Source organism: Enorma shizhengliae (assembly GCF_009676995.1).
Lineage (GTDB): Bacteria > Actinomycetota > Coriobacteriia > Coriobacteriales > Coriobacteriaceae > Enorma > Enorma massiliensis.
The window spans coordinates 89239-111599 of sequence record NZ_VTFZ01000009.1 but is presented as its reverse complement, the minus strand read 5'-3'; the positions used below and the strand labels follow the sequence as shown (position 1 = coordinate 111599).

General features: G+C 58.3%; 25 protein-coding genes and 1 tRNA gene. 16 read left to right on the top strand and 10 right to left on the bottom strand.

All coding sequences use genetic code 11. The features are described from left to right. The first annotated feature begins 1 nt into the window (after nt 1). From der to GJE22_RS07495, 13 genes are all read left to right on the top strand, one after another. Nucleotides 2–1330, top strand: a complete 1329-nt coding sequence (der, locus tag GJE22_RS07555; protein ID WP_144688624.1) for a ribosome biogenesis GTPase Der — start codon at nt 2–4, stop codon at nt 1328–1330. Continuing rightward, on the top strand, nt 1331–2005 hold the full coding sequence (plsY, locus tag GJE22_RS07550; protein WP_144688625.1) for a glycerol-3-phosphate 1-O-acyltransferase PlsY: 675 nt from the start codon (nt 1331–1333) through the stop codon (nt 2003–2005). Then, a complete protein-coding gene (locus tag GJE22_RS07545) occupies nt 2006–3016 on the top strand; it encodes an NAD(P)H-dependent glycerol-3-phosphate dehydrogenase (protein WP_144688626.1) in 1011 nt (336 codons plus the stop codon). It begins immediately after the preceding gene. Nucleotides 3017–3053: 37 nt separating this feature from the next. Continuing rightward, the gene (rpe, locus tag GJE22_RS07540; RefSeq protein ID WP_144688627.1) at nt 3054–3743 is read left to right on the top strand and encodes a ribulose-phosphate 3-epimerase; all 690 of its coding nucleotides are present in this window, start codon (nt 3054–3056) and stop codon (nt 3741–3743) included. Next, entirely contained in the window at nt 3740–4921 is a 1182-nt protein-coding gene (locus GJE22_RS07535; RefSeq protein WP_235895851.1) for a cysteine desulfurase family protein, read from the top strand. Before rpe ends, GJE22_RS07535 begins: the two co-directional genes overlap by 4 nt. Continuing rightward, nucleotides 4918–5724 carry a Nif3-like dinuclear metal center hexameric protein gene (locus GJE22_RS07530; RefSeq protein WP_144688628.1) on the top strand — a complete coding sequence of 269 codons (807 nt, stop codon included), beginning with the start codon at nt 4918–4920 and terminating at the stop codon, nt 5722–5724. The genes GJE22_RS07535 and GJE22_RS07530 overlap by 4 nt, the downstream gene beginning before the upstream one ends. Continuing rightward, nucleotides 5721–6437: a zinc ribbon domain-containing protein gene (locus GJE22_RS07525; RefSeq protein ID WP_144688629.1), complete on the top strand. Its 717-nt coding sequence runs from the start codon at nt 5721–5723 to the stop codon at nt 6435–6437. The genes GJE22_RS07530 and GJE22_RS07525 overlap by 4 nt, the downstream gene beginning before the upstream one ends. Further along, the gene (gene coaBC / locus GJE22_RS07520) at nt 6434–7633 is read left to right on the top strand and encodes a bifunctional phosphopantothenoylcysteine decarboxylase/phosphopantothenate--cysteine ligase CoaBC (protein ID WP_144688630.1); all 1200 of its coding nucleotides are present in this window, start codon (nt 6434–6436) and stop codon (nt 7631–7633) included. Before GJE22_RS07525 ends, coaBC begins: the two co-directional genes overlap by 4 nt. Before the next feature lie 70 nt (nt 7634–7703). Next, nucleotides 7704–7780 (top strand) — tRNA-Pro (locus GJE22_RS07515). A 127-nt stretch (nt 7781–7907) separates the two neighbouring features. Beyond that, a complete protein-coding gene (locus GJE22_RS07510) occupies nt 7908–8636 on the top strand; it encodes a CDP-alcohol phosphatidyltransferase family protein (RefSeq protein ID WP_144688631.1) in 729 nt (242 codons plus the stop codon). Nucleotides 8637–8736: 100 nt separating this feature from the next. After that, a complete protein-coding gene (locus GJE22_RS07505) occupies nt 8737–9144 on the top strand; it encodes an FHA domain-containing protein (protein WP_144688632.1) in 408 nt (135 codons plus the stop codon). Nucleotides 9145–9146: 2 nt separating this feature from the next. Then, the gene (gene ftsR, locus GJE22_RS07500) at nt 9147–10055 is read left to right on the top strand and encodes a transcriptional regulator FtsR (RefSeq protein WP_235895852.1); all 909 of its coding nucleotides are present in this window, start codon (nt 9147–9149) and stop codon (nt 10053–10055) included. A 31-nt stretch (nt 10056–10086) separates the two neighbouring features. Further along, nucleotides 10087–10635, top strand: a complete 549-nt coding sequence (locus GJE22_RS07495; protein WP_144688633.1) for an adenine phosphoribosyltransferase — start codon at nt 10087–10089, stop codon at nt 10633–10635. 53 nt (nt 10636–10688) lie between these two features. Here the strand turns inward: GJE22_RS07495 and GJE22_RS07490 are convergent, their stop codons facing one another. Then, nucleotides 10689–11306 carry a DUF1836 domain-containing protein gene (locus GJE22_RS07490; protein ID WP_235895853.1) on the bottom strand — a complete coding sequence of 206 codons (618 nt, stop codon included), beginning with the start codon at nt 11304–11306 and terminating at the stop codon, nt 10689–10691. Between the two features lie 188 nt (nt 11307–11494). Between GJE22_RS07490 and GJE22_RS07485 the strand changes: the two genes are divergently transcribed. Continuing rightward, nucleotides 11495–12343 carry a DegV family protein gene (locus GJE22_RS07485; protein ID WP_144688634.1) on the top strand — a complete coding sequence of 283 codons (849 nt, stop codon included), beginning with the start codon at nt 11495–11497 and terminating at the stop codon, nt 12341–12343. A gap of 311 nt (nt 12344–12654) precedes the next feature. Here GJE22_RS07485 and GJE22_RS07480 read toward each other — a convergent pair whose 3' ends face one another. The 5 genes from GJE22_RS07480 to GJE22_RS07460 all read right to left on the bottom strand — a co-directional run bounded on the left by GJE22_RS07480 (nt 12655) and on the right by GJE22_RS07460 (nt 16832). Next, a complete protein-coding gene (locus GJE22_RS07480) occupies nt 12655–13599 on the bottom strand; it encodes an NAD(P)/FAD-dependent oxidoreductase (RefSeq protein ID WP_144688635.1) in 945 nt (314 codons plus the stop codon). 263 nt (nt 13600–13862) lie between these two features. Continuing rightward, a complete protein-coding gene (locus tag GJE22_RS07475) occupies nt 13863–15203 on the bottom strand; it encodes an NCS2 family permease (RefSeq protein WP_144688636.1) in 1341 nt (446 codons plus the stop codon). Between the two features lie 53 nt (nt 15204–15256). After that, nucleotides 15257–15700: a dUTP diphosphatase gene (gene dut, locus GJE22_RS07470; RefSeq protein WP_022349576.1), complete on the bottom strand. Its 444-nt coding sequence runs from the start codon at nt 15698–15700 to the stop codon at nt 15257–15259. Between the two features lie 4 nt (nt 15701–15704). Further along, nucleotides 15705–16148, bottom strand: coding sequence for a transcriptional regulator NrdR (nrdR, locus tag GJE22_RS07465; RefSeq protein ID WP_019128302.1), 444 nt, complete (start codon nt 16146–16148; stop codon nt 15705–15707). Between the two features lie 219 nt (nt 16149–16367). Next, nucleotides 16368–16832 (bottom strand): LysM peptidoglycan-binding domain-containing protein, encoded by a 465-nt coding sequence (locus tag GJE22_RS07460; protein WP_144688637.1) that lies wholly within the window; start codon nt 16830–16832, stop codon nt 16368–16370. Nucleotides 16833–16985: 153 nt separating this feature from the next. Between GJE22_RS07460 and lexA the strand changes: the two genes are divergently transcribed. Beyond that, nucleotides 16986–17624 (top strand): transcriptional repressor LexA, encoded by a 639-nt coding sequence (gene lexA / locus GJE22_RS07455; protein ID WP_019128300.1) that lies wholly within the window; start codon nt 16986–16988, stop codon nt 17622–17624. A gap of 8 nt (nt 17625–17632) precedes the next feature. Beyond that, nucleotides 17633–18367 carry a heparan-alpha-glucosaminide N-acetyltransferase gene (locus GJE22_RS07450; RefSeq protein WP_235895854.1) on the top strand — a complete coding sequence of 245 codons (735 nt, stop codon included), beginning with the start codon at nt 17633–17635 and terminating at the stop codon, nt 18365–18367. Between the two features lie 34 nt (nt 18368–18401). Here the strand turns inward: GJE22_RS07450 and hflX are convergent, their stop codons facing one another. The 4 genes from hflX to GJE22_RS07430 are packed head-to-tail and all read right to left on the bottom strand — an operon-like array spanning nt 18402 to nt 22297. Beyond that, nucleotides 18402–19691, bottom strand: coding sequence for a GTPase HflX (gene hflX / locus GJE22_RS07445; protein WP_144688638.1), 1290 nt, complete (start codon nt 19689–19691; stop codon nt 18402–18404). Continuing rightward, complete coding sequence (miaA, locus tag GJE22_RS07440; protein ID WP_144688639.1) at nt 19691–20611, bottom strand: tRNA (adenosine(37)-N6)-dimethylallyltransferase MiaA; 921 nt, start codon at nt 20609–20611, stop codon at nt 19691–19693. Before miaA ends, hflX begins: the two co-directional genes overlap by 1 nt. Beyond that, nucleotides 20608–21969: a tRNA (N6-isopentenyl adenosine(37)-C2)-methylthiotransferase MiaB gene (gene miaB, locus GJE22_RS07435; protein ID WP_186297447.1), complete on the bottom strand. Its 1362-nt coding sequence runs from the start codon at nt 21967–21969 to the stop codon at nt 20608–20610. Before miaB ends, miaA begins: the two co-directional genes overlap by 4 nt. Before the next feature lie 10 nt (nt 21970–21979). Next, the gene (locus GJE22_RS07430) at nt 21980–22297 is read right to left on the bottom strand and encodes a stage V sporulation protein S (RefSeq protein ID WP_019128294.1); all 318 of its coding nucleotides are present in this window, start codon (nt 22295–22297) and stop codon (nt 21980–21982) included. Nucleotides 22298–22361 lie beyond the last annotated feature (64 nt).

Here is a 22361-nt window from a genome sequence, read left to right as displayed (position 1 = left end):
TATGAAACCCATCGTCGCCGTCGTCGGAAGGCCCAACGTCGGTAAATCTACGCTGGTGAACCGCCTTGCGGGCACGCAGGACGCAATCGTCCACGAGAGCCGGGGCGTCACGCGCGACCGCTCATACCATGATGCCGACTGGAACGGTCGGCAGTTCACGCTCGTAGACACGGGCGGCATCGAGCCGCTCAAAAGCGAGGACGTATTCTCGGCGTCCATTCGCGACCAAGCGCTCGCCGCAGCTGAAGAGGCCGATGTCGTGCTCTTCGTCGTGGATGGGTCCGTCGGCGTAACGGAGGAGGACGAATCGGTCGCGCGCATGCTCAAGCGCGTCAAGAAGCCGTTGTTCCTACTCGTCAACAAGCTCGACAACCCCGATCGCGAGCAGGAGCGGCTCTGGGAGTTCTATTCGCTGGGACTCGGCGACCCGCGCCCCATTTCCGCCCACCACGGACACGGCACGGGCGATCTCCTCGACGAGGTGGTCAGCTGCCTTCCCGACGAGACCGAGGACGACGAGCCGTTCCCTGATGCGCTCGGTGTCGCGATCATCGGCCGTCCCAATGCCGGCAAGTCGTCCCTCTTCAACAAGGTGATCGGCTCCGACCGGTCCATCGTCTCGGACATCGCGGGCACCACGCGCGACGCCATCGACACCTATGTCGAGCGAGACGGGCGCCGCTACCGTCTCGTCGACACGGCAGGTATTCGCAAGAAGAGCACGGTCTACGAGAATATCGAGTATTACTCCATGGTTCGAGGGCTGCGCGCCATCGACCGTGCCGACGTGGCGCTGCTCGTGGTCGATGCCGGCATCGGCATGACCGAGCAGGATCAAAAGGTCGCAAACCTCGCCATCGACCGCGGTTGCGCCCTCGTCATCCTTTTGAACAAGTGGGACCTCCTCACGGAAGAGCATGAGCGCGAGAAGGTCATGGAGACCGTATCGCGTCGTATGACGCTTGCCCCCTGGGCAAAGGTGCTTCGTATTTCCGCCCTCACGGGCCGGTCGGTGGAGAAGATCTGGAACTACATCGACGACGCCGCGGCCGCGCGCGCGACCAAGATCTCGACCTCTGCGCTCAACGCCTTCCTCACCGATCTTCGTGAGTTCGGCCATACGGTGGTGGACGGCAAGCGCCGTCTCCGCATGCACTACGTGACCCAGACGGACGTCAACCCGCCGACATTCACCTACTTCGTGAACCACCCCGACCTGGTGAGCGACTCCTACCGCCGTTATGTCGAGAACCGCATGCGCACGAAATTCGGCTTCGAGGGAACGCCCATCCGCCTCCATTTCCGTGCCAAGAGCAACAAGGAGGCGTAAATGGACAGCGCCAGCACCTCGGCTGTGCTCGCCACGGCTATCACGATGATCGTCTCCTACCTTATCTGCGGTATTCCCTTCGGCAAGATCCTCGTCGGGTTGATGAACCATAAAGACATCCAGAAGGAGGGCTCGGGCAACATCGGCACCACCAACGCCTTGCGCGTGGGAGGTCCCAAGGTGGCCGCGCTCACGCTTGCGTTCGACCTCCTCAAGGGCATGGTGTGCGTCATCGTCTTCCGCGATGTGGTGTATGCGGGAAGCTCCTGGAGTGCCAGCTCGACCGTTTCCTACTCGCTCCTCGTCGCGCTCGTGGCGCTTGCATGCCTCTACGGGCACATCTTCTCGCCCTACCTCAAGTTCCACGGTGGCAAGGGCATCGCCACGGGCGTCGGCATCCTCTTCGGCTTCTATTGGCCGCTCGCCCTTATCCATCTTGCCATCTTCATCGTACTCGTTGCAATCACGCGCTACGTCTCGGTTGGCTCGATCGTCACCGCAGCGCTCGTGCCTGTCACCGTATTTCTCACGCAACCGGGTATCCCTCTGCCCGCCCTCGCTGTCTGGGCGATTCTGGGGTGGTCCGTTGTTTTCGCCCACCGCGGCAATATCGCGCGCTTGCGGGCGGGCACCGAGAACAAGCTGTCCTTCGGGTCGAAGAAAGGGGAGCGCTAGATGAAGATTGCCGTCATTGGTGCCGGTTCATGGGGAACCGCCATCTCGGGTGTCGCTGCCGCAAAGGCAGGCGAGGTCATGCTTTGGTCGCACGACGAGCCTGTGCCGCCGAGCATAAACGAGCGGCACATGAATCCGCTCTACCTGACCGACTACACGCTTCCGGAAAACGTCCGCGCCACCTGCTCTTTCGAGGAGGCGCTTGCAGGAGCTGCGGGGGCAATCGTTGTGGTTCCCTCGCCCTTCATACGCGCCACGATTCGTTCCGCCGCACGCTACGTCGCCGATGACCTACCCATCCTCTGCCTCACCAAGGGCATTGAGCCCCATACGGGCAAGCTCATGCACGAGGTCATCGCCGAAGAGCTCGGCCGCCCGAATCGCGTCGCGGCGCTCACGGGCCCCAACCACGCCGAAGAGATCTGCCGAGGCAAGGTCGCAGCTGCCGTCATCGCATCCGAGACCCCTCAGGTGGGGGAGTTCTTCAAAGAGCTCCTCATCTCGCCCTCGTTCAGGCTGTACGCCTCTAACGATATGGTCGGCATCGAGACATGCGGTGCGGTGAAAAACGTCATCGCCATCGCCTGCGGTATCGCAGCGGGCGCTGGCTATGGCGACAACACGCTCGCACTCATCATGACGCGCGGCCTCGCCGAGATCAGCCGTATCGTGTGCGCGCGGGACGGAGACCCCATGACCTGCATGGGTTTGGCCGGTATGGGCGATCTCGTGGCCACGTGCACATCGCCCCATTCGCGCAACCGCTCCTTCGGCGTCGCCTTTGCCGGCGGGGAATCCCTTGAGCACTACCAGGAACGCACCCATATGATCGTAGAGGGCGCTGCGGCGGTGCAGAGCACGGCCGAGCTCGCGCGCTCGCTCGGTGTCGATGCGCCCATCACCTTCGTGCTCGAATCGCTGCTCTACAACAACATGACGCTCGACGAAGCTCTGAACACCCTCATGGAGCGCGTGCCCACCGAAGAGTTCTATGGGCTCGACCGCAACTGACCTACCTGCATCCGACTCTGCACCAAGGGGGCTTTCCATGGGAAAACTTGCACGCATCGCACCCTCGATTCTCTCGGCCGACTTCGCACACCTCGCTCGAGACCTCGATCGCATCTCGAATGCCGACTTTATCCATGTCGACGTCATGGACGGCCACTTCACGGGCAATCTCACCTTTGGCCCTGGTATGGTCGCCGCTTGCAAGCGCTCGACCGACGTACCGCTCGATGTTCACATGATGGTCTCGAACCCCGATGAGACGATTGGATGGTACGTGGAGGCGGGCGCCGATATGATTACCGTTCACGCCGAGGCTTCGACGCACCTCCATCGCACGGTGACGTACCTCAAGGAACACGGTGTCAAGGCAGGAGCCGTCCTCAATCCCGCCACGCCGGTCGGCGTGCTCGAAGACATCCTGCCTGAACTCGACATGGTCCTCGTCATGAGCGTTAACCCCGGTTTCGGAGGGCAGCGCTTCATCGAGGGCACGTATGCCAAGCTCGATCGCCTGCAAGCGCTCTGCCAGGCAGTTGGCGCCCATCCGCTTATCGAAGTGGACGGGGGCATCTCTGCCGCCAATATTGAGGATGTCGCTCGCCACGGCGCCGACGTGTTCGTTGCCGGCTCCGCCGTCTTCGGGTCGAGCGACCCGGCAGCTGAGGTCCAGCGCCTTCGCGCGCTCGCGCAAAGCGGCATTTCCGCTGCGGAGGCGGATGCCGCATGAGCGTGGCGCCGATGCGCCTCGTGAACCTTGATTATGCTGCCTCGACCCCGTTGCGGCCCGAGGCTATCGAGGCGATGCGAGCCTATGATATCTCCGAGATAGCGGGTGCTAATCCAAACTCGCTCCATTCGCTTGGAAGACGCGCCGCTCAGGCGCTCGATGCAGCCCGCCGCGACGTCGCACGCTCGCTGGGCACCGGTGTGCGCCCTGCCGAGGTCGTCTTCACGAACGGTGGAACGGAAGCCGATGCGCTCGCGCTCTTCGGTATCGCCGAGGGCGCCCGCTCGCGTAACCACGGACGAACCAGGGTCATCACCTCCGCTATCGAGCACGAGGCGATCCTCGATAACCTCGCACAGCTCAAGCGGCGCGGCTTCACCGTCGATATCCTAAAGCCCGGAACCCACGGGATCATCGAACCCGGCACCCTCGATGCCGCCATGGGCGATGATGTGGCGCTTGTGAGCATCATGTTCGCGAATAACGAGACGGGAGCCGTCCAGCCAGTCGGAGAACTTGCCCAGATCGCCCACAGTCATGGAGCGTATTTCCACACTGACGCCATACAGGGATACCTCCATGCCCCGATCGATGTGTCAGTTCTTAGGGTTGATGCGCTTTCTCTTGCTGGTCATAAGGTAGGCGCGTCCGTAGCGAGCGGAGCTCTGTACCTTAGGAGGGGAGTGCCCTTCGAGCCCCTCATTCGCGGCGGTGGCCAAGAGGCGGGAAGACGCGCCGGAACGCAGGATGTCCGCTCGGCACTTGGTCTTGCAGCCGTGGCGCGAACGCTTTCCCCGCGCCTCGATGAAGACCACGCGCGTGTGCTTTCCCTTTCAGGACGCCTCTACGAGCGATTGCTTGAGAGCCCGCGCATTCACGCCACCTTGCCCGACCTTGTGCATACAGACCGGCTTCCAGGGATTGTATCCATCCTGGTCGATGGATGTGAATCGGAGGAGCTCATATTGCAGCTCGATGTTCGTGGCTTCTGCGTCTCGGCGGGGTCTGCCTGCTCGAGCGGATCCACGGATGCGAGCCACGTGCTCACCGCCATGGGAATTCCCCGCGAACGCGCGGCGGGGTCGCTCCGCATCTCGTTCGACGATCGCGTGCGAGAGCAGGATCTTGACGCCTTCGCCGATGCGCTCCTCGACCTTACGGGAGGTGCCGACTCATGAAGGTCTGCGAACTAGAGCGCTCGCTCTTCGAGTCGTTCCCGAAAGAAGATGCTGAAAGCTGGGACCACGTCGGACTCTCCGTGGGCGATCCCGACTCCGCAGTGGGCCACGTCCTCGTTGCGCTCGACGCCACAGCCAACATGGTCAGGCGTGCTTATGACGCCGGCGCCAATGTGCTGCTCGCACACCATCCGGTCTATATCGCAGCACCCGATGTCTTCGTTCCGAGAGCCGGGTCCCACCCTCAGGCTGCTGCCGCTGTCTTCGAGGCGGCTCGTCTCGGTGTGAGCGTCTTGTCGTTCCATACGAACCTCGATCGCTCCCGGGCCGCGCAAGAGCTGCTGCCGAGGCTCATGGGGCTTGAAGCTCAATGTTCACTCGAGCACCCTGAAAGCCTCGGCTCTCCTGGACTTGGCTCGATTGCTGCGATTCCGGACCGTCTGACCCTCCAAGAGCTTGCGCAGCGTGCCGCACAGGCCTTTGACACCGCTCCGCGTGTCTGGGGAGACCGCGATACGCCGATTTCAAGCTGCGCGTTTCTCGGAGGAAGCCTCGGTGATTTAGGTGAATCTGCCCTCAAATGCGGAGCCGATGCGATTATCTGCGGTGAGGCCGGATACCATGTATGCCAAGACCTTGCCGCGCGCGGGATGGGCATCATCTTGTTGGGACACGATGCGAGCGAAACGCCCTTCACCCGCATCCTCGCTGAGGCCGCGACGCGAGCCGGCGTACCCTCGGACTCAATTCAGATCGCAGATCCGCCGCGTCAATGGTGGACGATAGAAGGAGGACGTTCATGAGCAACGGAGAGAACCTGCTCAGCCTACAAGAAGTTGACATCGAGCTCTCGCAGCTCAAGGACAAGCTCGCGCAGCTCCCCGAGCTTAAGGACCTCGCCAAGAAGCGCCGCGCGCTTGCCGCAGCAAAAGAGGAGCTCTTGAAAGTCGTCGCCCTGCGCAAAGACGCCGAGACAGACCTCGCCGATCTCGCCGAGGAGGAGGCGGAGTACCGCCGTCGCGTCGACGAGGCACAGAAGTCAGTGGATTCTAGCGATTACCATCGCGTTCAGAATCTTGAGATCGAGCTTTCAAACCTTGCCAAATGGCTTGACAAGGTCGCCTTCGACCAGCGCAGCTGCACCGCGAGGCTCGAGGAGGCCAGCGCGCGGGAGCAGAAGGGCCGCGAGTTTATCGAAAAACTCGAAGCTGCCATCATCAGGAGCGGGCAGGCTGCGCGCGTCGCGGCCACCGACCTACAAAACGATATCGCCGAGCTTGAGCGCCGCCGTGAAAAGCTCACCCGTCAGCTTCCCGATTCCCTGCACGAAGCCTATACCGTCGCTAGCAAGCAATTCCGTGGCCTTGGCGTGGAAAAGTTGGAGGGAAGCACCCCATCGCTCTGCCGTATGGCACTCACGGAGGCTTCGCTGAACGAGGTCAAGCGAACGAAGGGCGTTACCACCTGCCCCTATTGCCACCGTATCCTTATCGTCGACGAGGGTGACCAGAAATGAGCGGGCGCGCCGAGGGTCGCTGCGTGCTAGTCTGTGTTACCGGCTGCATCGCTGCCTACAAAGCATGCGAGCTCGTACGTATGCTTCAAAAGGAGGGCGCACGGGTTAAGGTGCTCATGTCCGAGCATGCCACGCAATTCATAGGACCCACCACCTTTAGAGCACTGACCCATGAGAAAGTTGCCATCGGGCTCTTTGATGACCCCTCTGACCCCATCCACCATGTCTCGCTCGCCAAAGAGGCTGATTGCATCGTCGTAGCGCCCGCAACGGCGAATATCATCGCCAAGATGGCCCACGGGATCGCCGACGACCTCATGTCGACAACGCTTCTCGCTGCAACGGGACCCATCGTCGTTGCGCCCGCGATGAATGTGAATATGTGGAAAGCCGCCGCGACGCAAGAGAATGTCCGCACGATACGCGCGCGCGGCGTTCGCATCGTAGGGCCCGGTAGGGGATACCTCGCATGCGGCGACGTTGATGAAGGGCGCCTGACCGAGGTCTCTGAGATCGCCGACGCCGTCATCTGCGAACTCGGCGCCACGGATGCGCTCGCTGGGGAACGCATCGTCATCACGGCGGGCGGAACCCATGAACCGATCGACCCGGTTCGCTACATCGGCAACCGGTCATCAGGCAAGATGGGCGTTGCCCTCGCTCGCGAAGCTCGTGCTATGGGAGCGCACGTCACGCTTGTTCTCGGGCCCGCCACCGAGCCTGCGCCAGCAGGCGTCGATGTCGTCCCCGTGGAAACGGCAGCCCAGATGCTTGAAGCCACGCAGGCAGCGTTCTCCCGTGCCACCATGCTCATCTGCGCTGCAGCCGTTGCTGACTATCGGCCCGCTAAGCCAGCCACCCGAAAGCTCAAAAAGGGCATCGACGAGCTCGAATCCATTCAACTCGAGCAAACGGATGATATTCTCGCTCGGCTCTCGCACGATCGTGGCGATCGCATCGTCATTGGATTCGCCGCCGAAACCGGCAACCCCATCGACTATGCGCAGCAAAAGCTCGCACGCAAGGGATGCGACGCCATTGTAGCCAACGATGTGTCGCGCTCCGATTCCGGCTTCGGGAGCGATACGAATAAGGCCTGGTGGATCACCGCGCACGCGACTGAGGAACTCCCGCTGCTCAGCAAATCCGAACTTGCTCGCACCCTGCTCATTCGTGCGCACGATTTGAGGTCATAAAAAATTTCTCTTGCACAAACCGCAAGAGTTGAGTAAAGTATCTTTTGCTGTCGCAGAGATGGCAACACTTCGGGACGTGGCGCAGCTTGGTAGCGCACTTGACTGGGGGTCAAGGGGTCGCTGGTTCGAATCCAGTCGTCCCGACCAGAAGGTTCGGAGGCGTCGAGAATATCTCGACGCCTCTTTTTTTGAGATGCCCCAAGGGGTTATCTCGCGTTCGGTTGGGTATCATGCTGTAGTGTGAACGCATCCGAATAGGGACTAGAGGAGAATCGTGGGCCTCAGAAAGAAGATCAAACGGGAGCTGATCGGCACCCCAGACTACCCCTCGAACCAGATCTTCACCATCTCCAACTTCATCACCATTCTTCGCCTTATCCTCACGTTCGTCTTTTTGTATTTATTCGTCATGGATGTCAACCGCTATGTCGCGCTCGTCATCTATGCAGTCGCCGCGAGCACGGACTGGCTGGATGGCGCCATTGCACGTAAAACGCGCACGGTGAGCTGGCTTGGCAAGATGATGGACCCCGTCGTTGACCGGGCGCTTCTTTTTACCGGCGTCATCGGCCTCGTGGCGCGCGGAGAGCTCCCCATCTGGGTCTGCATCGTCATCATCTTGCGCGACGTCTATCTCGCCTGTGGCAATGCCGTCGTACGGCGGTACCACAAACGACCGATCGACGTGGTGTACACCGGAAAGGCCGCTACCGCGCTTCTCATGACCGGCTTCTCTTTCATGCTTCTCGGTTTGCCGAAAATCGGCGGCATCGGCGTTCTCGGCACATTCTCGGAAGCGTTCCCCGGCCTCGATGCCCGCGAGGTTCCCTTAGGGATATTCTTCGTGTATGTCGGCGTGATCTTCTCCTTGCTCACCGCAGTCATCTATACCATAAAGGGCTACCGAGCCTCGAAGCACGCCATCGAGCATCCTGAGGAAGAGGACGTAGACTTCCTCAACCCGGAAATTGAAGAGGCTGATGGGGCTTCTGGAGCTTCTTGAGTCGCCCGTGAATCTCAACGCGCGCTAGGGTAGAATGAAAGTGCCTTTGCGATGTATTAAACCGGAAACGATTCCGGATCCGTATGTGATAGGGGTTTCCATGGCAGGACTTGGCACAGATTCCACGCGCGTCTTTCGCATGCCCATAGACGATGCAACCGCCCCCGACCTCATGAAGAGCACTAAGATCGCCAATCCGGTGATCTCTATTATCAAGGGGCCCCAAACGGGCAACACCTTTGAAATCACCGCGCCTGAGACCTCGGTCGGGCGCGATCCCGCCAACGCCATCTTCCTGAACGACATGACGGTCTCCCGCTCCCACGCCAAAATCGTGCGCACGCCACTAGGCACCACGATTGAAGATCTGGGCTCACTTAACGGCACTTGGGTCGACGGCGCCATCGTCAACTCTGCTCCGCTCCACGACGGCTCCTCGGTTCAGATCGGCACGTTCACGCTCATCTACCACGAGAGCAGCCCGGAGCGCATCGAAACGGGTGAGTAGCTTTGGCTGAGCGCAGCTATCTGAGCATCGGCCAAGTCGTTAACCTACTACGTGGCACGTATCCCGACCTCTCCAACTCGAAGATTCGATTCCTTGAAGACGAAGGGCTCATTACTCCTCACCGCACGCCCAAGGGGTATCGCCAGTACTCCATGGACGATGTCGAGCGGCTTGAGGTCATCCTGCATCTTCAGAAGACGCGCTATATGCCGCTGAACGTCATCAAGCAAAGGCTCGAGAGCGCCGACGATCTGCACACCCTTGCCTACGAAGTCGGCCTTTTGTCCGATGTTCCCATGAAGACGCAACCCAAGGAAACCAAGCAGAAGCTTCATCCCCTTGAAGATGTTCCGGACTTGCTGGGCGTTAGCATCTCCTTTGTGCGCTCCCTCGCGCAGAACGATCTTGTGCGCATCATCAAGAGCCCGAAGAATCGCGAGCTTATCGATGGAAGCGATTTCGAGATTATCCGCTATTGCGACGAGCTTTCGCGTTTTCATATCGAACCTCGGAACCTCCGCCAATACGTCGTTTCCGCCAACCGCGAATCGACGATGTTCGAGCAGGTCCTTGTGGGCATGCTTGGTCTCGATGACAGCGACGAGGACCGCAGCGCGAAGCTGGAGCGCGCCTTCAAGAAGCTGCACGACCTCACCGATGGCCTTCATACCGCCCTCTTGAAGGGCCGCGTGTTCGAGTCGCTTAATGCCGTAGTCAAGGATGCCGACGTGGATTCCATCGATGATGAGCTCGCTCGAGCGGAGGCTTCACGCGAGTCCAAGAGAAACGCTGGCGACGCAGCTTCGCGCACTGAAACGACCAATCGCACCGGTACGCTTACCGATGTTGCCGCCCCCCAAGAAGCAACCTCATCTCGTCGCACATCACGCGTTGTCAAACGTGCGCGTTAGCGTATGCACTGTTATCAGTAGAGGAGCCCTTATGCCTGAGACCGCCGCAACTGACTTCGACTTCGAATCGTATATCGCCGACATTCCCGACTACCCGGAGCCCGGCGTTGTCTTTAAGGACATCACACCGCTTTTCGCCGACGCCAATGCGATGCGACAGGCTATCACCGCGCTTGCTGACCACTTTCGCGGTAGGGGAGTGACGAAGGTCATCGGCCCCGAGGCTCGTGGCTTTATGGTGGGCGTTCCCGTAGCGCTTGAACTCGGTGCGGGCTTCATCCCCGCACGTAAGCCCGGAAAGCTTCCGCGCGAGACCGTGTCCATCAGCTATGAGCTCGAATACGGCACCGATACGCTCGAGATCCACGCGGACGCCCTTGAGCCCGGCGATCGCGTCCTCATCATCGATGACCTCGTTGCTACCGGTGGTACCGTTGCGGCAACAGGCAAGCTCGTCCAGAATATGGGTGCCGAGCTGATCGGATATGGTTGCATCCTTGAGCTCGCATTCCTGAATCCTCGTGACGCGCTTGCCGCATCGGGCGACCAAGAGCTCTTCAGCTTGGTCAAGGTTTCCTAAGGGTCTGCAAACGAGGTAACGCCTGAAGTTCAACGGATACTATGAACTAAGGGCTATTCCGAGCCTTCGTATCCGATATAGTGCAGATAGCCTAGCAGATAGGCCTTGGCGGCAAACGCCGTGACGGCATTTCGAACGAGAAGCGACTCCCTGGTAACATGCGACGCCGAATCCGGTTGGGGAGTCGCGTCGATCGAGAATGCGGAGCGCACGGCGTTTTCGAGCTCCACGGCTACATAATCGAAGGCAACGTCGACCATATAGGTTACCCGCTGAATCTTAAAGAGCGTCGCAATCGCTTGAATCGACAGCACCTGCTTGAAAATGCAGATTACGAGCAGGCGAGCCACGTGCTCGCGGTTGTAGAGCTTTTTAACCGGCGCCGCAATGAGGCCTGCCTTCACATAGTTATTAACCATAGAAGGCGTCAGGAGCTCGCCATCGATGCATGTGCCAAGGGGGCCCAGCGTCTGCTCGACGATACCAATAACCTGGTCTCGATAGAGGCCAACTGTGGGGAGATCCTCGAAACGAGGCATCTTGAAATCAACAAGGGCCGAAGCTATTGAAGAAGTGAGATAGGCATCGGGAAGAACCGTCGGCTTGATATCTTCCTGGGTGATTGCTCGACCGTGTTCATTCATGGGGATTACCGATTTCTGCGCCGTCATTGCATCCTCCATACCACGCACGTTCCACTGAGCATGCAAATTACCTACCTAATACCGTACCAATCACATGATACTCTCATTGCTTATAAAACTATGTCATCTTGTTTTAGAAACCATCTGTTTCACCATTTCGATAAGGGAGCACGTATAATACAGATAGGTTCGGTACCGTCGAAGGGACCTACACGATGAGTTGGGCACTTATAGCAGATTCCAGTTGCAACCTCCGTGGCTACACGCCGTCTGCTCCAGATACCATATACCGTTTCGCACCTCTCAAGGTCAACGTAGGCGGCCAGGAATATGTCGATGACGAGGCACTTGACGTTGCCGAGCTCAACCGCCGTGTCGCTGCCGAGGAATCGGCCACATCAAGCGCATGTCCGAGCGTAGGGGAATGGGCCGACCGCTTCCGCTCAGCCGATAACGTGATTGCCATTACGATTTCCGCGAATCTCTCAGGTAGCTATGAGGCAGCCATCATGGCACGTGACCTCGTGCTCGAAGAGGATGGTTCCCGCAATATCTTCATCGTGAACTCCCGTGCAGCAGGCGGCAAGCTCGAGCTATTGATCGTGGCATTAGATAGGTACCTAACTGAACATCCCGATGCCACCTTCAACGAGGTAACCGCGTATATCTGCAATGTAGAGCAGTCTTCGACGGTCTTATTCCTGCTCTCGAGCTACGAAAACCTTGCCAAGGCGGGCCGCATGCCCAAGGTTGCCGGCATGCTTGCCAACAAGCTCAATATCCGCATGCTCGGAACCGCGAGCAGCGAGGGCACTATCAAGGTTCTTGGTCCCGCACGAAGCCAGAAGAAGGCATTCGAAAAGATCATTGGATCCATGCGGGAAGACGGCTTCCAAGGCGGCGACGTGTTCATCGACCATGCCTTCAACGAAAAGGCCGCGGAAGACCTTGCGGCGCGCATTACCGCCGAATGGCCGACTGCAAAGGCAACCATTCTTCCATGTGGAGGCCTGTGCTCGTACTACGCAGAGACCGATGGTCTCATCATAGGGTACGGTTGGTAGGAGCATCGGTCATCAGTCGAAGATGCTAGCATCCGCAACGATTGATGTCTTTTTGCGTAGTCATATCGAATTAAGCAAACGGGCGCGCTGCAAAGAGTGCAGGGCGCCCGTATTGTTGTGATCAGATAACCTCGACCTTTCCGTCAAGGTAGAATCAAAGCGTGGCTACATCAGAGGATGGCTACAGAAGGTCTTGAAGGTCTTCTATTGGCTTCATCTAACAACTTTACATAAGATATATTATCTTGATTTAATAGATAAGCAAGATATGCTCATGAACGTATGTGAGCCTTGAAACTATACCTCGCATATCAGCCCCGCTCAGTCACATAGCGATACGCCTCGGAACCTGCAATAGCCCCGTCAGCCGCAGCGGTAATCGCTTGGCGGAGACGCTTTGAGCGCATGTCTCCCACGCAATACAGACCCGGCGTACGCGTTTCCATGGATTCATTCGTCATTACGCCACCATCAGAGCCAAGGTCTACGAACGGCCGGACTAGCTCCACAACTGGATCGGTTCCCGCAAATACAAAGATGCCAAACGATCCCTCTTCAAACGCTTCGGTATGCACTTCGCCTGTATCGTTATTTCTAAACGTAATATTCGACAGGAACCGGTCGCCGTCAACCGCGGTAATCGACGTACTATAGCGGACTGTTACTCGCTCATGCGCCAAGAGCCTGTCAACGACGCCCTTCGGAGCTCTAAACTCATTGCGGCGCACAACCATCGTTACGGAGTTCGCAATGCGCGCAAGATACAGCCCCTCTTCACAGGCAGCATTCCCGCCGCCGATAACGAACACGTTCTTTCCGCGGTAAAACATGCCGTCGCATGTGGCGCAATACGATATTCCGCGACCGCGGAATTGATCTTCACCGGTAAAACCAGCGGTTCGTGGACGAGCGCCCGTAGCAACGATAACCGTTGGCGCATGATAGGCCTCATCTGCACACACGACATTGAAGGAGCCGTCATCGAGCCGCTCCATGGCGTCAACAACGCCATAGACGCTTTCTGCACCGGCCTCCGTCGCATGTTCCTGCAACTTCATACCGAGCTCCGCGCCGGTAATGTTTGGTATGGCGGGATAGTTTTCAACGATATCCGTCGTGGCAATCTGGCCGCCCGGCATGCCTTGCTCTATGACGACGGTTTTCAAACTTGCTCGCGCAGCGTAGATAGCCGCTGCATAGCCAGCTGGACCGCCCCCGATGACCACGGTATCTACCACACGATTCGTCTTATCCATATCGCTCCTCGCATTCAACGAAGCTACCATGCTAAGGTGCTGATTCCCGCTTTATCCCTAACCTATACAACATTTATTTTGGTACCTAATTGTATGTGCCAGGCACAAGACCAAGTAGATTTACGCAGAAACTGGAACGGTCGGCTAAGAAAGAGGGCGCCTCCCATCTGTAACGAGAGGCGCCCTCTATACCATAAGCAATGCCTACGTTGCCCATCACGCTGGACAAGACGTACGGCGAGCTACGCGCAGATTGGCACAGCTTACATGATGGTCATGATGAAATAGACCAGGAATGCAGCAGCGGCGACCCACATGAGCGGGCGAACCTTGCGAATGTTGCCCGTGACGGCAGACACGACCACGAAGGTGATGAAGCCAAGGCCGATGCCGTTGGAAATCGAATACGTGAACGGAATGCCAGCGATGATCATAAATGCCGGGAAGGCCTCGATGGGGCTGGCCCAGTCGATATCGGCGACATCGCTCATCATCAGGAAGCCAACAAACACGAGCGCACCGCAGGTGGCTGCAGAGGGAATGCAGTTGATGAGCGGCGAGAAGAACGCGGCGAGCAGGAAGAGGACGCCAGCGACCACCGAAGTGAGGCCGGTACGGCCACCATCGGCTGCACCAGAAGCGGACTCAACGAAGGTGGTGATGGAGGAAGCGCCCACGAAGCCACCAGCGATAGCAGCGGCGGAGTCGACGATGAGGATCGGCTTGATGTCTTCGACCTTACCATCCTCGGTGAGGAAGTCGCCCTGCTTGGCCACGGCCATCGCCGTGCCCATGGTGTCGAAGAAGTCGCTCATCATGAGCGAGAAGGCAAAGAGCAGAAGCGACGGGGTGGTGATGGCCTCGATGATTCCCATGACACCGGAAGCCTCGCTCACCTGGAACGGGGCAGCGAAGGTCGAGAAATCGAGCGGAGCGACCACACCGGTGGGCAGGCTCGTGACACCCAGCGGCACACCGATGATCGCGGAGATGACGATGCCCCAGAGCAGAGCGCCCTTCACCTTCATGGAATACAGGACCACGGTGAGAACGATCGAGATGATGCCCACGAGCAGAGCGAAGTTGTAGCCACCATCAGCGTTCACGAGCGAGCCAAGCGAGACCATGGTGTCGGCGTTGGCAACGATGACGCCACCATCCTTGAGGCCGATCATTGCGATGAAGAGACCGAGACCGATGGAGATGCCGTGGCGCAGGGGCACAGGAATGGCCTCCATGATCGCCTCGCGCAGGCCGCAGAGCACCAGGAACAGAATGGCAACGCCCTCCACGAAGATGACGGCCATGGCGGTCTGCCAGCCGAGGCCCATGCTGCCGCACAGGGTAAAGGCGACGATCGAGTTGATGCCCATACCCGAAGCGCAGGCAAGCGGGCGGTTCGAGAACACGCCCATGGCGATCGTCATAACCGCGGCGCCCAGGCAGGTCGCAGTTACCGCGGCCGTCGGGTTGATTCCCGCGGCAGACAGAATGCTCGGGTTGACGATGATGATGTACGCCATGGCCAAAAACGTCGTGAGGCCAGCGCGCACCTCCGTTGCGGCATTGGAGCCGCGCTCGGAAAACTTGAAGAACGTATCCATTACTCCCCTTTTCTTCGGATTGCTCTTCCCTACTATGTGCTCGGAGGCGCCTGTTAGCGCGCCCCGCTTGAGCCGAATCCACCGGTTCCACGGTCGGTCTCATCCAACTCGTCGACTTCAACGAGCTGAACGACGGGAACCTCTTGAATGACGAGCTGGGCGATGCGTTCGCCGCGCTCGATATGAATAGACTCATGTGCATCGAGATTGATCGCGATCACCTTGAGCTCACCACGATAATGCGCATCGATGAGCCCAGGCGTATTTGCGATGGAAAGGCCCCGCTTGAGCGCCATGCCGCTACGAGGCTGCACGAAGCCGGCAAAGCCGTCAGGGATCGCGATGGCAAGACCCGTTGAAATCAAGACGCGCTCATGGGGTGGAATATCGACGGTTTCATTCGCTCGAAGGTCGAGCCCTGCATCACCCGCATAGGCATACGAGGGCAGCTCAACCGTGGGGTCGAGTCGTTTGATCTGTACATTCACTAAAGACATGTGCTCACCTAAGCTTATCGAGTTCCTGCAAAAACTCATCGACGTCTTTGAAATCGCGATAGACGGATGCAAACCTGATATAGGCCACTTTGTCTATCTTCTCGAGCCGCTTGAGCACCATATCGCCGATCTCATGTGAAGAGACGTTCGTGAGGGTGCGGCCACGAAGCTCGAGCTCAATATCATCGATGAGTGCGTTCAACTGCGAGATATCGATCTCTCGCTTAGAGGTCGCGCGCATCAAGCCAACAAGAAGCTTGTTTCGGTCAAACGGCTGCATGGTTCCATCGCTTTTGATAACCTCGATGGGATCTTCGCAACGCTCGAATGTGGTAAAGCGATATCCGCATGACCTGCATTCGCGGCGGCGCTTTATCGCGTTCGTAGCATCCTGCATGCGCGAATCAACGACTCGCGTATTATCTCCACCGCAACGCGGACAGCGCATTAAACCTCCTCAGGCGCGAACAACTTAGATAGAGTACCACGTCTTGAGAGAATCTGACCGAGAAGTACTAGATATTGCGTTTTGGAAATAGGAAAGGGCTCGCTCGCCCATCATCAAGAAGCGTTGAAAGGAGCGAAGCGCAGCGTATACATGGGACACAAAAACTGGCAGACGCCGAGGTTTATGCGAGCCCGGTACGGACAGCGATCGTGCCACTCCTTAGGAAAGCGGGACGACTAAGGTGTCGCCCGGCTGCAAGGTGCTCGTCTCCAAGTCGTTCCAAGCGCGAATGACATCAGAGGTCTGGCGCGTAGAGAGCCCCTCGATATCGTAGGCTTCGGCAATCGACCAAATAGAATCGCCAGCTTTCACCGTGATCGTTTGGCGAGAGGATGATGCAAGGGCGCTATCGAAAGCACGCTGTTCACTCGAAATCATGAAGCAGGCGGCAACGACGAGAGCAAGTGAAAGGAGAGCGACAATAACCCCAGCGACGACCGCATGCGACAGAGAACCCGTCGATGAAACAGGGGTAGCTGCGACATGGGCGCTGCGAGGAGACTCAGCGCGCCGGACGGGAAGCTCGTAGATCTGCGTCGCATAGGTGGGAGCAATGGGCTCATCATAGAGGACATCGGAAGACAGCGCGAGGTTTCCCTCGACGATGGCGAATGTAGCGTGCATTGGAAACCCCTTTCTCGTTTGACGAAACTGTTATATCCCGGCGCCCGGACAAAAAACTCTGGCGCAAGAACGAGTGTTCGTATATCATTATCTTCGAACAGTTGTTCCTGTCAAGTAAAAATCGAACAAATGTTTTGTATGGAGGGAGCATCGATGGCACGCAAGATTTCGAAGCGCCAGCAGCAAATCTACGACTACATTCGTGCGTACCAGCAAGAGAAGGGTTATCCGCCGAGCGTGCGCGAGATGGCGGCCGCCGTGGGGCTCTCCTCCCCCTCCACGGTCCATGCGCACCTGAGCGCCCTCGAAGCGCGCGGCCTCATCAAACGCGACGCCACGAAGCCCCGTGCGCTCGAGCTGTTCAATGAGGACGGTAGTTCCGTAAGCCTTGCAGAGGTTAAGGAGTCTCCGGACCGCGGTACGGTAACGCTTCCCTTGGTAGGCAGGGTTGCCGCAGGCATGCCCATCCTCGCCGAGCAAAACGTCGAGGACACCTTCACCCTTCCCACCGAGATCGCAACCGACGCCTCCTCTTTCGTGCTCGAAGTGCATGGCGACTCCATGATCAACGCTGGCATCTTCAACGGCGATTACCTGGTCGTACGCGAGCAGAAGAACGCCATGAACGGCGAGATCGTTGTTGCCATGATCGATAACGAGGCTACGGTCAAGACGTTCTACAAGGAACGCGGTCGTGTACGCCTCCAGCCCGAAAACGATGCCATGGAGCCCATCTATGCCGAGAATCCACAGATCCTGGGCAAAGTGGTCGCCCTCATGAGGCGCTTTTAGGAGCAGACGTGCAGGATAACGCGCACGAAGATAACCCTCAAAAGCCGCGCATCGCCTTCTTTGACTCGCTGCGCGGCTTCACCATCATTTCGATGGTCGCGTTCCATGCGGCCTATGATGCAGCCTATCTCTATGGATTCGAAATCCCCTGGTTCACCGACCCCATCATCCAGACGGTCTGGCGCTCCTCGATAAGCTGGGTGTTTCTCGCCCTTGCAGGATGGATGACCAGCCTTTCGCGCAACAACTTAAATAGGGGCGGTGTCTATGCAATAGCTGCAGGGGCCGTATTCCTTGCCACCAGCATCGCTGGGGTAGATACGCCCATCTCATTTGGCATCATCTACTGCATGGCCGCCTGCACGCTCCTCTATGCCACCACGGCACCGTTGCTTAACCGCCTCCCAGCGGCAGTGGGCCTCCTCAGTTGCCTCGTGCTCTTCGCCGCAACCTACACCCTGCCGCACACGACCTATCCCGTGGAAGGCCTAGCCTGGCTCGGGGTTCCCTCGGCGTCGTTTGTCTCAGGGGACTACTATCCGCTGTTGCCCAACGTATTCCTCTACCTCGCGGGTGCCTTCGCAGCACGCTGGTTCGACCAACATCACGCATCGGGCTATCCCATGTGGATGATGAAAGCGGACGTACCCTTCCTTTCGATGATCGGAAAGCTCAGCTTGCCGATCTATCTTGTGCACCAGCCCCTGCTCATCCTCATCTTTACTATGGTCTGCAGTATGTAGGCCAGCTCGCATATGAGCAACGGCGTCAGAAACCTCAGCTTGAATAATAAGCGGAAAGGTACCCGGCAATGCGAGGAGGCACTTTTGCCACGAGATGCGTGGACGTCTCTTCAAAAGACTCCTCGAGCACGTGTCCGGATTGACGAATAAGTTGAACCAGAGATCCGTTTGCGTACGGAATATGAACGTCGATAAGCTTATCGAGCGCAGCAGCCTCGAGTGCCACGCGCTCAACCAAATCATCGATGTGCTCTCCCGTACGCGCCGAGACAAGAACGGCATCAGGATAGATGCGCCTAAGGTCGAGCAACGTTTCGGCATCTATGAGGTCAATCTTATTGAACACCACAAGAGAACGCGACTCGCCCGCGCCGATCTCTTCCAAAACGCGATGGACCGCATCAAGCTGACGAGACAGGTTATCATCAGATGCATCGGCAACCATGAGGATCAAATCGGCCTCACGAACCTCAGACAAGGTCGATTTAAAGGCATCAACGAGCCCGTGCGGAAGCTTTTGGATGAAACCGACGGTATCGGTGATCGTCATAGACCGGCCGCCAGGCAAACGATAAGCGCGCGTCGTCGGATCAAGCGTAGCGAAGAGCTTATCCTGCGCAAGCACCGTCGACCCAGTCAACCGGTTAAGAAGCGAAGATTTACCAGCGTTGGTATAGCCCGCAAGAGCGACACGGAACGCGGGAGAAGCGATCCGTTCCTTCGATTGCACAGACCTTCTACGCTCAACCACGGCAAGCTCGCGTCGAACAGCGGCAATGCGGTTGCGAACCATGCGCCGATCGACTTCGAGCTGACTTTCTCCCTGTCCAAAACGGCTTCCAATGCCACCGCGCGTCTGCTCCTTCGCAAGGTGGCTCCACATGCCACGAAGGCGCGGCAGAAGATATTGAAGCTGTGCAAGCTGCACCTGGAGCCGCCCCTCACGCGTCTGAGCGTGCAGCCCGAAAATATCAAGAATCAGAGCGGTCCGATCGATGATCTTCACTGGCTCTCCGACAGCCTTCTCAAGATTCGCTTGCTGTGAAGGAGAAAGGTCATCATCGAAGATAACGACATCGGCATCGAGGCGCGAGACGAGCCCGCAAACCTCGGCCACTTTGCCCGATCCGATAAACGTCCTAGGATTCGGTCGTTCAAGCCGCTGCGTAACACGAGCAACACACTCAGCTCCAGCGGTATCGGCAAGACGTTCGAGCTCATCGAGCGAGCGGTCAACAGGCCAAGAAGAGCCCCTCTGCTCTATGCCGACGAGCACCGCTCGCTCGGGAACCGGCGATGTCGATACGGGGGTGAACCGAGCCATCAGCAGCGCACCTCGCGTTCGATAGCATCGACCGCACCCTCGATATCAAGCGAATCCATGTCGAGCCAGGTGATGCGATCGTCACGACGAAACCAAGAGAGCTGACGCTTTGCATAGCGGCGCGAACGCATTTTGATGAGCTCGGTCGCCTCGTCCAGAGAGCATGCACCGTTCAGATAGTCGATGATCTCTTTATAGCCAATTGCCTGGCGCGCCGTGAGCGCAGGCCCCGCGCCACGCTCCAAAAGGCGCTCAACCTCTTCCACAAGCCCATCTCGCACCATCACATCAACACGAGCATCGATACGCCCATACAGGCACGACCGCTCCATCGTGAGGGCAAAGATATGAGCCGAATAGACCGGCTTGGGTGTCGAGAATCCTTTGCGTTGCTCGGCGTAAGAAACGCCCTCATCAAGCATCTCCAGCGCGCGAACGACGCGTCGCACGTTATGGGGATGGATGCTTTGCGCGCTCTCCGGATCGCGTCGATTCAGAAGCTCGTAGAGCGCATCGGGACCGTGTTCCTCAACAAAGCGCTCATATCGCCTGCGAGCGTCGCTCTCGATTTCACCCGAGGGAAACCTCATATCGTCAAGAGCCGCCATGATATAGAGGCCTGTTCCGCCGCATAGCACCGGAATCTTACCAGCAGCCTGCAGCTGATCGATCTGTTGGCGAGCATCGCGTTGGAAGAGCGCGGCGGAATATGCCTCGTCCGGCTCGATGATATCCACAAGCAGCAAAGGGGCGTGCCGCTCCTCGATGGGCATCTTCGCAGTGCCGATATCCATTCCACGGTAGACCTGCATCGCATCAGCAGATATGACGGCGCTTCCCCAGCGCTCCGCAAGGGCATCGGCCACAGCGCTCTTCCCTACCGCGGTAGGCCCCACGACGGCGACCACGGGCCCCGTCATCGAGGGTCGCCTGTCACGGTGCCCGAGAGATACCAGGTACGCGCTGTGTCTACGCGAACGTCAACGATCTTGCCGATAAGGTCCTCGATGTGAAGCCCCTCGGGAATGGGAGCATGGACCGTTTGATTCTTCGGGCTTTTGCCCTGAAGGACTCGGGTGTTCTTCTTCGAAGCACCTTCAACGAGAACGGGTACCGTGGCATGGAGCTCGCCCTGGTTGAACTCATAAGCGGTGTCTTCGATAACCTTAACGAGCCGATCGAAGCGCTCCTGAATCACCTCATGCGGAGTCGGGTCCACGATGGCGGCAGCGGGCGTGCCCTCACGACGCGAGTAGATGAAGGTAAAGGCCTGGGCGTACCCCACTTCGCGTGCAAGAGAAAGGGTCTCCTCGAAATCCTCTTCGGTCTCTCCGGGAAAACCAACGATGATATCGGTAGTGAGCGCAATCCCGGGAATGCGATCGCGGACGCGACGAACAAGATCAAGGTAATCCTCGCGCGTATACCGACGATTCATCTCCTTCAAGATACGGGTGGAGCCAGACTGCACGGCAAGGTGAAGATGAGGCATGACTGCAGGCGTCTCGGCCATAGCGTCAATGGTCTCAGGGAGCAGGTCTTTAGGATGCGACGAGGTGAAGCGAATACGCTCGATACCGGTTTCGCCAACCTTGCGGAGCAGCTCTGCGAAGCGCGGCGCCCCATAGCGGTCACGCCCGTAGGAATTGACATTTTGACCGAGAAGCGTGACCTCACGAACGCCAGAGCGAACAAGCGCCGAGACCTCGTCTATGACCTCCTCAAAAGGCCTGCTCTTCTCACGTCCGCGCACATAGGGAACGATACAGTAGCTGCAGAAGTTGTTACAGCCGGTCATGATCGGAACCCAAGCGTGGTAAACCGTCTCACGATGCCACGGCATCGACACGGCGGCAAGCGTCTCGTCCTCGGCAATCGAAACATGACGGCCGCCATCCTCAAAGGCTTGTGCGATAAGTTCGCCGACGTGCGCAATGGCATGCGTGCCGAAGATCACGTTCACGTTATCGACGTTCGTGAGGAGCCCCTCGCCATCTCGCTGGGCGATGCATCCGCCCACAGCGACGACCCGCGTGCCGGAAGGTGGAGCAGGAAGGCTCTTGCACGAATTGCATTGACCGTAAAGACGCTGATCGGCCGCCTCGCGAACGCAGCAGGTCATGAATATCACGATATCCGCACCGGCGGGATCCGCCGCCTCAAGGCAGCCGCAGGCATCAAGCAAACCAGCGACGCGCTCGGAGTCGTGCAGGTTCATCTGGCAACCGAACGTGCGGATGAAATACGTCTTGCCGGAAAGCGCCGGCCGCACACTCATCATATCCATGTTAGTAGACCATGGCGGCATCGGATACCTGATCGGCTTCCGCGCCCTGGAGGGAGATGCGATGAACGATGACGGCAAGCCGGATGGCCGTACGCGACTCACCGTTGATAAGGATATCCGAGAACGTTGGAGCACATGAGATATCAAAACCTGTGGGGATGAGGAAACCGCGAGCTATGGCCATGGCCTTGATGGCCTGATTGACCGCTCCAGCGCCCACACACTGCATATTGACCGGAACGCCATCCTTGACCATTCCCGCTATAGCGCCGGCAACGGAGGCGGGCGATGACTTGCTCGATACTTTCAGGTATTCCATAGTGCGGTTCTCCTGCGTGTATGGTTTGAATATGCAGCCCTTTGACTTTACCGTATTGGCCCGT